We start from the raw sequence: 13237 nt of genomic DNA on the forward strand, positions 1-13237 counted from the left end.
TTGATGGGCCGCCGGTCAGTGCCGCGGCGCCGGGTGCAGGGCGCCCGCTGCGGGGGCGCCCTGTCTGCTGCAGGTCTGCGGGCCGGTTACAGGCCTGCGTTGATGGCCTGCGCCGCGTCGATTTTCTCCTGGCCGACGTCGCCTGCGAATTTCTCCCAGACCGGCTTCATCGCCTCGACCCAGGCTGCCCGCTGCTCAGGCGTCAGCTCGCGCACCACGCCGCCGGCATCGATGATCGCCTGCTTGGCCTCGCTGTTCACCTTGGTGGATTCGGCATTCCGGGTCGCAGTCACCTCGTTCAGGATGGTCAGGAACTGGTCGCGCACCGCCGGATCCAGGCTGTCCAGCCAGTCGACCGAGGTCACCACCAGATAGTCCAGCGCGCCGTGGTTGGTCTCGGTCACACCGTCCTGCACTTCAAAGAATTTCTTGCCATAGATGTTGGACCAGGTGTTTTCCTGCCCGTCCACAACCCCCTGCTGCAGCGCGCCGTAAACTTCTGAAAACGCCATTTTCTGGGGCGAGCCGCCAATCGCTTCCATCTGCGCCACCAGCACGTCCGAGGACTGCACCCGGAACTTCAGCCCTTTGGCGTCCGTGGGCTCCACCAGCGGCTTGTTGGCCGACATCTGCTTCATGCCATTGTGCCAGTAGGCCAGCCCCTGCAGGCCCCGGCGCTGCATCGAATCCAGCATCTCCTGGCCGGTCTCCGATCCCTGGAACGCATCCACCGCGTCGATGTTCTTGAACATGAACGGCAGGTCGAACAGGCGGAACTGCTTGGTGAACTTCTCAAACTTCGACAGGCTCGGCGCGGCCAGCTGCACGTCGCCCTGCAGCATCGCCTCCAGCACCTTGTTGTCATTGTACAGCGTCGAGTTCGGATAGACCTCGATGCACATGGTGCCGTTCATCTCTTCGTTCACCCGCTTTTCCAGCAGCGAGGCAGCGATGCCCTTGGGATGCTTGTCGGTATTGGTGACGTGGCTGAACTTCACCACGATTTCGCCGTCGTCGCAGGCTGCCGAAGCTGCGCCTGCGGTAACGGCCAGTGCCAGTGCGGTGGCGGCAGTGGTCAGGAATTTCATGGTCTTTTCCTCCCAGAAAAATCTCTCGTAAATCCGATGTTGCATTCAGCGCATGGCTGAAGCCCGCTCAGAGCATCCCAAGTTGCGCAAAACCGCTCAACAATTGATTCGAGACTCACCGGACGCCTGAATTTTCCTCATTTTTGCATAGGCTTACCGCCGCCATTGAACCCTCCGCAGACGAGGGAAGTCAAAGCTGTGCGAAATCCCGCACAGGGCGCTCCCGGCTTTGTGCGGAAATCCGCACAAATGTTAGCGCCGGACAGAAAACCCGGGAATCATGCAGTTGCCCGCCCTCACGACAGGTCCGCAGGCGCCCCGGTCAGGGGTGTTGCGCCCCCGGCGCACGCCCCGCTTGCCGGTCCTTAACGCGGCCCTGCGATACTCTCCTCCGTCGCGACACGCGGTGCGGACTGACACCCCGCACCAACAGGAGATCACAGGGCCCCCAAGACCACCTCCTCATCGGGTGCAGGGGCGCCCCGAAACGAAGGCTTCACGCGGGCATGGGATTAAAACCCCATCCTCCCTCCGCCCCCTGCCCCATTCCGGGGTTTCCGGCGGCGCCGCCTCCTTCATACCCCGGCAGCAGTGCCGGACCAGACCAGCCGCAAGGCACCGCGGCCGCCAGCGTTCTCAGCGCCGGTAATCCTCGGGCCGGATGCCATAGCGGGCCAGCTTGTCATAAAACGTCTTGCGCGGCAGCCTCAGGGCTTCGGCGGCCGCAGCCGCGCGCCCGTTGGCCCGGCCCAGCGCCGCAATCAGCAGCGAACGCTCCACCTGCGCCATCTGCTCGGCCAGCCCCAGCCCCGTGGCTGCCGCAGCTTCCTCGGGCATCCCCAGCACAAACCGCATCGCCGCCGACATAAGGGAGCGCGCATTGCCCGGCCAGTCCTGTGCCATCAGCGCCGCCAGATGATCCTGGGAAATCTCCGGCGCCGCGATCCCGGCCTGCTCCGCCGCCTGCGCCACGTAATGGCGGAACAGCACCGGAATGTCGCCGGGACGCTCGGCCAGCGACGGGATCCGCACCCGCATCACATCCAGCCGGTAAAACAGGTCCGGGCTGAACCCGCCTGCCTGTACCTTATCCGCCAGACCGGCGCTGGAACCGGCAAGGATGCGCACCCCGCCGCCCTGCTCCAATTGCGCCAGCAGCGCATATTGCGCCGCCTCCGGCAGGCTCTGCACCTCGTCGAGAAACAGCGAGCCGCCGGCGGCCTCGGTGCACAGCTCCGCCACCGTCTCCGCCGCCAGACCGGCGGCCGGGCGTTTCACAAACGGCCCCTGCCCCGCGGGCGACATCAGATGGATAACCTCGGCCACCTTGGAAATGCCGCTGCCCGGCGCCCCGGTGACCAGCACCTCGGCCCCGGTCGGCGCCACCGCCCGCACCCGCCGCCGCATTTCTTCAGCCTGGGGCGAGCTGCCGAACAGCAGCCGCGCGGCCGGATCGCCGGTTTCCAGCTGCCGTTTCAGCCGCCGGTTCTCCAGCACCAGGGCGCGGGTTTTCAAAGCGCGCTCCAGCACCGGCAGGAAATCGGCGGCGGCGCAGGGTTTTTCAAGAAAATCAAAGGCGCCCCGCGACATTGCCTTCACCGCCATCGGAATGTCGCCCTCGCCGGTCAGCAGCACCACCGGCAGCTCGTCATCGGCCCCCCGCGCATAATCCAGCAGATGAAACCCGTCCCGCCCCGGCATCCGGATGTCCGACACGATGATGCCGTCAAACCCCGGTGCGATGTGATCCTTGGCCGCCACAAAGGACCCGCAGGCGATCACTTCCAGATCGTTCAGCTCCAGCGTCTGCGCCAGCGCCTCGCGCACCGCCGCATCGTCGTCGACCAGCAGCACCTTGCGGGTCATGCGGCATCTTCTTTCTGCTCAGCGCCCCGCCAAGGCTCCAGCTCGACGGTGAACATTGCGCCGCCGCCGGTGTTGGTGCCGCGGATATTGCCGCCGAAACTCTGCACCAGCCCATAGGAGATCGACAGCCCCAGCCCCATCCCTTCGGAGCTGCCAACCGCCTTGGTGGAATAAAAGGGATCGAACATCTTCTCCGGCTCCCGGATGCCGGGACCGCTGTCCTGCACCCGCACCTGCAGCCGCGGCCCGGTCTCAACCGAGACCGCGATCATCTTCTCCGTCTGCCCCTGCATCGCATCCGCCGCGTTGTTGATCAGATTGACAAACACCTGCGTCAGCCGCACCTCGCCGCCCCAGGCCAGAACCGGATCCGCATGGCGGCCCCGGTCCCAGCGCAGCGCCACCTGATCCGCCTTCAGCCGCGGCGTGGTCAGCTCCACCGCGGTATCGATCACCTGCAGCAGATCCACCCGGCCCATCGGCTCGCTCTCGTTGCGGGCAAAGGCGCGCAGGTTCTTGATGATCCGCGCCATCCGCGCCGCCATATCGGCGATCCGTCCCAGGTTCTCGCCGGTGCGCTCCGCCTTGCCGCGCTGCAGAAAGGCGGTGCCGTTTTCGGCATACTGCTGGATCGCCATCAAGGGCTGGTTCAGCTCATGGCTGATCCCCGCCGACATCTGCCCCAGCGCCGACAGTTTGCCCGCCTGCACCAGATCCTCCTGCGCGCGTTTCAGCGCCGCCTCGGCCTCCTCGCGCTCCCGCACCTCCCGGCGCAGCCGGTCATTGGCCAGCGACAAGGCCTTGGTGCGCTGTTCCACCCGGCTTTCCAGCACCGCATTGGCCTCGGCCAGGGTGCGGCGGCGCTCCATCACGATGAACAGCATGGCGCCGAACGCCAGGCACACCGCCGCCAGCGCCGCCGCCTGCAGCGCCGCAATGGCCCTGGCCGGCGCCACATCCACCAGGATCTCGCCGGTCATGCCGATCACCGGCAGCTGCACCGACAGGTGCAGCGCCTGCTGCGGCAGATAGGCACTGCCCCGCAGCGACCAGATCTCATGCCCGGCGTGCAGGCGCTTGCCGGTCACCTGCGGCTTGCCGGCGGCCGGTTCCGCGCCGACCCGCTGCCAGAACAGCAGTTCCGAGCGGTTGGCAATGAACACCTCGCCGGTTGCATTGGTAAAAAACACCGCCGGCAGCGAGCCGCGCCAAGTCTGCTCCACATCCGCCACATCGGCCACCACCACCAGAGCGCCGCGCACCCGCCCGTCAGCCCCAAAGGCCGGAGCGGCATAGAAATAAGCCCGCTTGCCGCCCGGCTGCAGCACGCCGTGGCCGGTGCCCAGGGCCCCCTGCATGGCACGGGTAAAGTAGCCCTGCCGGGCCACGCCGGCCGCCGCCACCCCTTCGGCAGCCGCCAGCACCGTCCCGTCTGCAGCGGCAAAGAACACATCCAGCGCCGCGGTTTTATCCGCAACCGACCGCAGCAGCTCTGCCGCCTGCGCACGCAGGTCCGGCGCAGACAGATCCCGCAGGGCCGGGTGTTCCACTGTCAGCACCGCCAATTCCTGATAAACCTGCAACTGGGTGCTGACCCGGTCCGACGCCAGCGCCAGATCCGCCGCACTGCGCTCGGCCAGGCTGTCCAGCGCCTGGCGGTAGCCGTAAGACCAGACCGCCAGCGCCAGCGCCGCCACCGCCAGCAAAAACCCGGCAGGCAGGCTCCAGCGAAGATAGTTTTGTGTTTTCATGGCCGCACGTTATCAGCCGCCCCCTTGCATTGGCCAGCCATGCCGGCAAAATCCGGTATATGAAAACCTTGACCCAATCCCCCACCGGCCCCGCCTTTGTGCAGGACCCCTACCTGTTTTATGCCGCCGCCCGGGAGCAGGGCCAGCTGCACCATTGGCAGGATTACGGCATGGCGGCCGCCTTCGGCCATTCCGCCGTGCATATGCTGCTGCGCGACCGCCGCTTCGGCCGCGAGGTGCCGGAAGAGATGCGCCAGGACGGCCCCGCCCATCTCGCCCCGTTCCTGACGGCCGAGGCGCATTCGATGCTGGACGCCGAACCGCCCCGCCACACCCGCCTGCGCCGCCTGGTGCTGCGCGCCTTCACCTCGCGCGAGATCGCGGCGCTGCAGCCGGGCCTTGAGGTTCTGTGCCACCGGTTGATCGATGCCTTCCCCGCGGACCCTTTCGATCTGCTGGACGCCTATTGCACCCAGGTGCCGGTGATCGCCATCTGCCGCCTGCTGGGGGTGCCCGAAGAGATGGCGCCGCAGCTGCTGGACTGGTCGCACAGGATGGTGGCGATGTATCAGGCATCGCGCACCGAACAGACAGAGCACGCCGCGGCAGAGGCCTCGCAACAGTTCACGGAATTCCTGCGCGGCTATATCGGCAAGCGCCGCAACGACCCCCGCGACGACCTGATCACCCGGCTGATCGCAGCCGAGGAAGAAGGCGACAAACTGTCAACGGATGAGCTGATCGGCACCTGCATCCTGCTGCTGAACGCGGGCCATGAAGCCACCGTGCATTCGCTGGGCAACGGGGTGAAAACGATGCTGCAGCAGGGCTGGCAGCCGGACTGGCTGGCGCCGGACGGCATTGAAGGGCTGGTCGAGGAAATCCTGCGCTTTGATCCGCCGCTGCATATGTTCACCCGCTACGCCTATGAGGAGGCCGAGGTGTTCGGCCATACCTTCCAGCGCGGCGATCAGGTGGCCTTGCTGCTGGCCGCCGCCAACCGCGACCCATCGGCGCTGGACCGGCCAGAGGTGTTCGACCCGTCACGGCCGCCGAAAGTGAACAAGAGCTTTGGCGGCGGGCTGCATTTCTGCGTCGGCGCGCCGCTGGCGCGGCTGGAGATGCAGATTGCCCTGCCGATCCTGTTCGGGCGCTGCCCGGATCTGAAACTGGCAGCCGAACCGGAATACTCCAATACCTACCATTTCCATGGCCTGACCCGGCTGCTGGTCAGTTCTTAGTCCGGGGGCCTGCCCCGAACGCATGCCTGACACGGGGCTCTGCCCCAAACGCATGCCTGACATGGGGCTCTGCCCCAAACCCCGGAGTATTTCCCGGCCAGAAAGAAGCGGACCCTCCCGGCTGCGCCTTTCTGGTCTTAAATACTCAAACCCCTCAGGCCTGCAGCGGCAGCATGGTTGTCGATTTGATCTCCTCCATCGACAACAGCGCGGTCACATTATGCACCCGCACCTCGGCGATCAGCGCCTGATAGAAGACATCATAGGCGCGGGCATTCTGCACCCGGACCTTGAGGATATAGTCGATGTCGCCGGCCAGCCGGTGGGCTTCCTGCACCTCGGGGCGGTCGCGCAGCGCCTGCAAGAATTTCGCCTGCCAGTCCGCCTCATGCTCCGAGGTCCGGATCAGGACAAAGAAACAGGCCTCGAACCCCAGCGCCTCGGCGTCCAGCAGCACCGTCTGCTGGCCGATCACACCGGCCTCCTTCAGCTTGCGGATCCGATTCCATACCGGGGTCTTCGAGGACCCCACCTGGCGGGCGATTTCATCCAGCGACTGGCTCGCGTCGCGCTGCAGTTCAGCCAGAATTTTCCGGTCAGTGGCGTCGATCCGCACCGTCATTCCTGTTTTCTCCTATTGTGAGGACCAATCGGCCCGCTGCCTCATCACGGCAAAACCAGTGTTCTTATTTCCGCAGACATATAGCGCAATACCGGGAATATTTCCTATATCTACCTTCAAGTCAAACACACTGGAGAGGCCGCCAAGATGCCTGCACACACTACACATGCTGCCAATGCCACCGCTCACACCCGCGGCAGCATGTGCTGCATGGCTGCGGGCCGGGTTGTCTTTGCAGGCTCCGGCCCCGGCGATGCGGATCTTCTGACCGTCAAAACCCTGCGCGCGCTGCAGAACGCCGATGTCATTCTCCATGACCGTCTGGTCAGCGATGAAATCTTGGCGCTGGCCGGCCCGCACGCGGTGCTGGAAAACGTCGGCAAGGAGGGCTTTGGCCCGCAGGTCAGCCAGGACGAGATCAACGCGCGGCTGGTGGCCCATGCCAAGGCAGGCCGCAAGGTGCTGCGGCTGAAGGCCGGCGATCCCACCATCTTTGCCCGCCTGGATGAAGAGCTGACCGCCTGCGAAGCGGCCGGCATCGCCTATACCATCCTCCCCGGCATCACCGCGGCCTCCGCCGCCGTTGCCGCCATCGGCCAAAGCCTGACCCAGCGCGGCCGCAACACCTCGGTGCGGTTCCTCACCGGCCACGCGATGACCGGCTTTGCCGATCACGACTGGGCCGCCCTGGCGCGCCCGGGCGAGGTTGCCGCGGTGTACATGGGCAAGAAATCCGCCCGCTTCGTGCAGGGCCGGCTGATCATGCACGGGGCGGACCGCGCCACGCCGGTAACGATTATTGAAAACGCCTCCCGCCCCGGACAGCGGGTGCTGGAAACCAACCTGGACCGCCTGCCCGCCGATCTTGATGCGGCCGGGTTCGACGGCCCTGCCCTCACATTCCTGGGCCTTGCGCCGCGCCAGGCGGCCGCCGCCCTGAACGACCTCAAAACGGAGCTTGCATAATGGCCCGCCCTTTTACGCCCAAAGTCATCACCGCCAACGACCTGCTGGAAGGCGACGTGATCTATTTCACCGCCGGCAACACCTGGACCCGCAACCTGTCCGAGGCTGAGCTGATCACCGATGAGGCAGACGCCCAGCTGCGCCTGCTGGAGGCGGAGAAGCAGAACATCAGGATTGTCGGCGCCTATCTGGCCGACGCCAAGGCAGGCCCCAACGGCCCCGAGCCGACCCATTTCCGCGAGGACTTCCGCCGCACCGGCCCCTCGAACTACTTCCACGGCAAGCAGGAGGCCGAAGCCAATGTATAAGTACAACGAGTTCGACGAAGCCTTCCTGGCGGAACGCAACGCCCAGTTCCGCGCCCAGGTCGAGCGCCGCATCGACGGCTCTCTCACCGAGGACGAGTTCAAGCCGCTGCGCCTGATGAACGGCGTCTACCTGCAGCTGCACGCCTATATGCTGCGGGTCGCGGTGCCCTATGGCACCCTGAATTCCGCCCAGATGCGCACCCTGGCGCTGCTGGCCGAAAAGTGGGACAAGGGCTACGGCCATTTCACCACCCGCCAGAACATCCAGTACAACTGGCCGAAACTGCGCGACATTCCGGATATGCTGGACGCGCTGGGTGAGGTTGGCCTGCACGCCATCCAGACCTCGGGCAACACCATCCGCAACACCACCGCCGACCATTTCGCCGGCGCCGCCAAGGATGAGCTGACCGATCCCCGCCCCTATGCCGAGCTGATCCGCCAGTGGTCCACCGACCACCCGGAATTCCAGTTCCTGGGCCGCAAGTTCAAGATCGCCATCACCGGCAGCCCCAACGACCGCGCCGTGACCAAGGCGCATGACGTCGGCCTGCGCATGGTCGAGCGCAACGGCGAGACCGGCTTCGAGGTTGTCGTCGGCGGCGGGCTGGGCCGCACCCCGCTGGTCGGCAAGGTGCTGCGCGAGTTCCTGCCGCAGGCGGATCTGCTGCCCTACCTGGAGGCGATCCTCAGCGTCTACAACGTGCTGGGCCGGCGCGACAACAAATACAAGGCACGCATCAAGATCACCGTGCAGGAGAACGGCATCGACACCATCCGCGCGATGGTCGAGGAAGCCTTTATGGGCCTGCGCGGCCAGTTCGACGGCACCGACCAGCAGCTGCTGGCCGAGATCAAGGAGCATTTCGCGGCGCCGGACTTCCGCTCCGGCTCCACCGAAGTGTTCGATGCCGCCTATGCAAACGACCCGGTGTTCCGCGCCTGGGCCGACACCAACCTGGCCGAGCACCGCGCCGAGGGCCACGCCATCGTTACCATCTCGATCAAGGCGCACGGGGCAACCCCGGGCGACGCCAGCGCCGAGCAGATGCGGCTGATGGCGGATCTGGGCGAGCAATACGCCTATAACGAGCTGCGCATCAGCCACCAGCAGAACGTGATCCTGCCGCATGTCCACAAGAACGACCTGCCCGCGATCCACGCCAAGCTGAAAGAGCACGGCCTGGCCACCGCCAACGTCGGCCTGATCTCGGACATCATCGCCTGCCCCGGCATGGATTACTGCGCGCTGGCAACCGCCCGCTCGATCCCGGTGGCACAGGAGATCGCAACCCGTTTCGACGAGCTGAAGATGGAGCACGACATCGGCCATCTGCAGATCAAGATCTCGGGCTGCATCAACGCCTGCGGCCACCACCATGTTGCCCATATCGGCATTCTTGGCCTGGACCGCGCAGGGGTGGAGAACTACCAGATCACCCTGGGCGGCGACGCCACCGAGACGGCGGCCATCGGCACCCGCACCGGTCCCGGCTTTGCCTATGACGAAATCGTGCCTGCGGTGGAGCGCATCGTCGAGGTCTATATGGCCCGGCGCGAGGCGGCTGAGGAAACCTTCCTCGAAACCTACCGCCGGATCGGCATGGAGCCGTTCAAGGCAGCGCTTTATCCCGAGGCTCAGAAAAAGGTCGCCTGATCTGATGTTCCACACAGCCGGAAACACGCCCGCCGGGGAGCCCGTCAGCCCCCGGGACCGGGAGCTGGCCGCCAAGGCGGAGGCGCTGAATGCGCGCTTCCGCCACCATTCGGCCACCTCGGTTATGGAGGGCGCATTAAAGGACGCGGGGCATATCGCCCTGGTCTCCTCTTTCGGCGCGGAATCCGTGGTGCTGCTGCACATGGCTGCGGTCATCGACCCGATGACGCCGGTTGTCTTTGTCGACACCGAACTGCTGTTCACCGAGACGCTGATCTATCAGCAGGAAGTGAGCGAGCGGCTGGGCCTGCGCAACGTGCGCATCATCCGCGCCGACGACATCGCCGAAAAGGATCCCTACGGGGCCTTGAAATTCAGCGACAAGGACGCCTGCTGCACCCTGCGCAAGACGGTGCCGCTGCAAAAGGCGCTGGCGGGCTATGACGGCTGGATCACCGGCCGCAAGCGGTTCCAGTCCGGCACCCGCGCCGCGCTTGATTTCTTTGAGGTCGAGGACGGCACCGGGCGGCTCAAGATCAACCCGCTGGCCCATTGGGCGCCGGAGGACGTGCGCGCCTATATGGACGAGAACCGCCTGCCCCGGCATCCGCTGGTGGCCAAGGGCTACCCGTCGATCGGCTGCGCGCCCTGCACCAGCCCGGTGAAGGAAGGCGAAGACCCCCGGGCCGGCCGCTGGCGCGGCGAAAACAAAGAAGAATGCGGCATCCACGTGGTGGATGGCCAAATGGTACGAACAGGAGCTTAACGATGACTGTTATCGTGACGGACACGGGCTTTGCCCAGGACGATTGGACCGGCGGTTTTGACGGCAGCAGCGTGCTTGAGCTGCAGTCGGATGCCAGCCTCAATGATGTGGCGCTGGACGGCGTCGAACTGGTGCGGATCAGCTTTCCCAGCTTTGCCGACGGGCGCGGCTTCACCCTGGCCCGCCAGCTGCGGCTGAAAGGCTATGAGGGCCGCCTGCGCGCCTTTGGCCATGTGCTGGCCGACCAGTATGCGATGGCCCGCCGCTCGGGTTTTGACGAGGTGGAGATCAGCGACGATCTGGCCGCCCGCCAGCCCGAGAACCAGTGGCTGGCCCGCGCCAACTGGCAGGACCACAGCTATCAGGCCCGCCTGCGCGGCAGCACCGCTGCCCGCTAAGCCAGCCCTCCCGCGGCCGGGAAACCCTGTACCCGACCGGTTCCGTTGCGTCCTGCGCGGGGCCGGTTTCGCAAAACAGGGGGTTTTCCTGACCTGTATCAAAGACTAATCAGAGGTGCCGGCTACTCCTCCGGCAGTGCAAGTGATGAATGAGATGACACCCGTGACCGACATTGCGACCAATGCTGCGCCCGAAAAGGCCAAGCCGGCCCTGCCCGACGCCCAGACCGTGACCGAAGTGAAGCACTGGACCGATAAGCTGTTCTCCTTCAAGGTGACCCGCCCGGCCTCCCTGCGGTTCCGCTCGGGCGAGTTCGTGATGATCGGCCTGATGAACGATCCCGACCCCAAGACCGGCAAGGTGAAACCCTTGCTGCGCGCCTATTCCATCGCCTCGCCCAGCTGGGACGAGGAAATGGAGTTCTACTCGATCAAGGTGGAAGACGGCCCGCTGACCTCGCGCCTGCAGCACATCCAGCCGGGCGACGAGATCATCCTGCGCCCCAAGCCGGTCGGCACCCTGGTGCATGACGCGCTGCTGCCCGGCAAACGGCTGTGGTTCTTTGCCACCGGCACCGGATTTGCGCCCTTCGCCTCCCTCCTGCGCGAGCCGCAGACCTACGAGGATTACGACGAGGTGGTAATCACCCACACCTGCCGCACCGCCGGCGAGCTGACCTATGGCCGCGAACTGATCGAAAGCCTCAAGGACGACGAGCTGCTGAACGAGGTGATCGGCGAAGGCTTCTGGAAAAAGATCAAATACTACCCGACCACCACCCGCGAAGAGAGCCCAAAGATGGGCCGCATCACCGACCTGATGCGCTCGGGCGAGGCCTTTGCCGAGCTTGGCGTGGCGCCGCTGAACCCCGAAAGCGACCGCGCGATGATCTGCGGCAACCTGGCCTTCAACCTCGAGCTCAAGGACCTGTTCGAGAACACCTATGGCCTCGAAGAGGGCGCCAACTCGAAGCCGGCGCATTTCGTGGTTGAAAAGGCGTTCCTGGACTGATCCTGCGCCGGGCGGCCGCTGCGGGCCGCCCCATTTCTGACACGGATTTGACGGGAGGCTGCCGCCTCCCGTTTATCTTTTGTTGGGGATGTTTCTGTATTCCGGTTGCTGAGATCCAGAACGGAGCAGCAAGAAATGCAGAACGAATTGACCTCGGGGCAGCCGCCCGTTTTCCAGTCCGTCAGAACGGAGGCGGGCAAAGCCCGCGTCAAGGCAGCGGTTGCAGGGTTTCAGGCCCGTCCCGACCAGGTGCAGCCGTCGGTTGATGAGAGGATTGCCAGCGTCAAGGCCCGCTATAATGCGCGCGCCATTACCCCCGGCGACATTGACGAGATGTTTGATGCGCTGGTGCAGGCCGGCCATCCGGTGACCTCGCCGATGCTGCTGCTGAATTCGATGGGCAAGCGGTTCCGCAGCCATCTGGCCGGAATCACCGGCAGCGCCTATGACGGCACCAAACCTCTGGATCTGGCCGGCGTGGCCCAGCTGCAAATCCAGCGCGCCCGCAAACAGGGCGGCAACAGTGCCGGCTGGGAGACCTTCCTGGCCTTTCTGGCGGCGCAGCCGCAGCCCGGCGGCCAGGCCCAGCTGGACCAAATGGCCCGCGCTGCGCAGCAGGCGCAGGCCCGTCCCCATTGATCCGCACCACAGACGTCCGCTCGAAGCCTTCCGGCGGCAGCGCATGATGCCTACCGCCGGGAAAATCAGCTGACTTTAAGCCAGTATCAGTTGCTGCCCGCAGTGCTTTCGGTTTCCGCCGCGCCGGACTGATCCGGCAGCTCCTGCGCGGTGCCGGTTGCATTGTCCAGCGCCTCGGATCCAGCCTCCTGCGCACCCTCAGCCGCGCCGGCCGCGGCATCGCCGGCAGCCTCTGTGGCCTCCTGCACCGCATCCGATGCAGCACCCGCCGTGGACTGGGCCGCATCAACCGCATCCCCAACCGATTCAGCAGCCGCTTCCGCCGCCTCGCTTACGGTGTCCTGCACCGCCTCGACGGCGGCGCCGGCAGCTTCAGCACCGGATTCGATGACGCCCTCAACAGCGTCTGCCGCATCTTCCACCGCCAGCCCGGCTGCCGCGCCGCTGTCCTCTTCTGCCGCTGCGGGCGCCGCGCTGTCCCCGTCTGCCGATTCCGGCCCTGTGCTGCTCTGTTCCTCTTGCACCGCCGGCACCTCTGCGGGCGCGGGCTCCTGCGCGTCCCGGCCGTTCAGCAGCACAAACCCGGCCACTGCAGCGGCCCCCAGCGCAATCACTATAAATACCTGTTTCATAATGCTCTCCTTCCGTTTCCCGGCTTGGCCGGCCTGGCCGCGCAATCCGCAGCATCCGCCTGCCAAATGACGCCCTGCGCCGCAGCACTCAAGGGGGAAGTTTCCCTGGCCTGCATCACGGGCGGCCAGCTGCCGCCGGCCGGTCCCGCGACTGGCGGAACCCCGCCGCATTCCCGTCTTCGCGAAATCCGGCGCGGCCTGCGGCAGCGGTCGGGCCTTGTTTTACACCCGTTTTCAAGTTCAATTGCAATATGCGGCCTTGAAATGCGGCTTTCCTGCCGCCATACCGCC

13 protein-coding genes are annotated in these 13237 nt (G+C 65.6%); 8 read left to right on the forward strand and 5 right to left on the reverse strand.

The window, feature by feature from the left end; genetic code table 11:
* Positions 1-86: 86 nt before the first annotated feature.
* The 3 genes from METH_RS11130 to METH_RS11140 form a co-directional block, all read right to left on the reverse strand.
* Entirely contained in the window at positions 87-1088 is a 1002-nt protein-coding gene (locus METH_RS11130; RefSeq protein ID WP_024090568.1) for a DctP family TRAP transporter solute-binding subunit, read from the reverse strand.
* A gap of 636 nt (positions 1089-1724) precedes the next feature.
* Positions 1725-2954, reverse strand: coding sequence for a sigma-54-dependent transcriptional regulator (locus METH_RS11135; RefSeq protein WP_024090569.1), 1230 nt, complete (start codon positions 2952-2954; stop codon positions 1725-1727).
* Entirely contained in the window at positions 2951-4705 is a 1755-nt protein-coding gene (locus tag METH_RS11140) for a sensor histidine kinase (protein WP_024090570.1), read from the reverse strand. Before METH_RS11140 ends, METH_RS11135 begins: the two co-directional genes overlap by 4 nt.
* Positions 4706-4764: 59 nt before the next feature.
* Here METH_RS11140 and METH_RS11145 point away from each other — a divergent pair, with 59 nt between their 5' ends.
* Complete coding sequence (locus METH_RS11145; RefSeq protein ID WP_024090571.1) at positions 4765-5946, forward strand: cytochrome P450; 1182 nt, start codon at positions 4765-4767, stop codon at positions 5944-5946.
* Positions 5947-6100: 154 nt separating this feature from the next.
* Here METH_RS11145 and METH_RS11150 read toward each other — a convergent pair whose 3' ends face one another.
* Complete coding sequence (locus METH_RS11150; RefSeq protein WP_024090572.1) at positions 6101-6568, reverse strand: Lrp/AsnC family transcriptional regulator; 468 nt, start codon at positions 6566-6568, stop codon at positions 6101-6103.
* Positions 6569-6778: 210 nt separating this feature from the next.
* Here METH_RS11150 and cobA point away from each other — a divergent pair, with 210 nt between their 5' ends.
* From cobA to METH_RS11185, 7 genes are all read left to right on the forward strand, one after another.
* Positions 6779-7534, forward strand: coding sequence for a uroporphyrinogen-III C-methyltransferase (cobA, locus tag METH_RS11155; protein WP_044008404.1), 756 nt, complete (start codon positions 6779-6781; stop codon positions 7532-7534).
* Positions 7534-7842, forward strand: a complete 309-nt coding sequence (locus METH_RS11160; RefSeq protein ID WP_024090574.1) for a DUF2849 domain-containing protein — start codon at positions 7534-7536, stop codon at positions 7840-7842. Before cobA ends, METH_RS11160 begins: the two co-directional genes overlap by 1 nt.
* Entirely contained in the window at positions 7835-9499 is a 1665-nt protein-coding gene (locus METH_RS11165; RefSeq protein ID WP_024090575.1) for a nitrite/sulfite reductase, read from the forward strand. Before METH_RS11160 ends, METH_RS11165 begins: the two co-directional genes overlap by 8 nt.
* 4 nt (positions 9500-9503) lie before the next feature.
* A complete protein-coding gene (locus METH_RS11170) occupies positions 9504-10265 on the forward strand; it encodes a phosphoadenylyl-sulfate reductase (protein WP_024090576.1) in 762 nt (253 codons plus the stop codon).
* Between the two features lie 2 nt (positions 10266-10267).
* Positions 10268-10663 (forward strand): DUF934 domain-containing protein, encoded by a 396-nt coding sequence (locus tag METH_RS11175; protein ID WP_024090577.1) that lies wholly within the window; start codon positions 10268-10270, stop codon positions 10661-10663.
* Between the two features lie 145 nt (positions 10664-10808).
* Positions 10809-11675, forward strand: a complete 867-nt coding sequence (locus METH_RS11180) for a ferredoxin--NADP reductase (protein ID WP_024090578.1) — start codon at positions 10809-10811, stop codon at positions 11673-11675.
* A gap of 135 nt (positions 11676-11810) precedes the next feature.
* Positions 11811-12314: a hypothetical protein gene (locus METH_RS11185; protein ID WP_024090579.1), complete on the forward strand. Its 504-nt coding sequence runs from the start codon at positions 11811-11813 to the stop codon at positions 12312-12314.
* Between the two features lie 86 nt (positions 12315-12400).
* On the opposite strand, the gene METH_RS22685 is transcribed toward METH_RS11185, so the two are convergent.
* A complete protein-coding gene (locus tag METH_RS22685) occupies positions 12401-12946 on the reverse strand; it encodes a hypothetical protein (RefSeq protein ID WP_024090580.1) in 546 nt (181 codons plus the stop codon).
* Positions 12947-13237: the final 291 nt, after the last annotated feature.

This window comes from Leisingera methylohalidivorans DSM 14336, from assembly GCF_000511355.1.
Classification (GTDB): domain Bacteria; phylum Pseudomonadota; class Alphaproteobacteria; order Rhodobacterales; family Rhodobacteraceae; genus Leisingera; species Leisingera methylohalidivorans.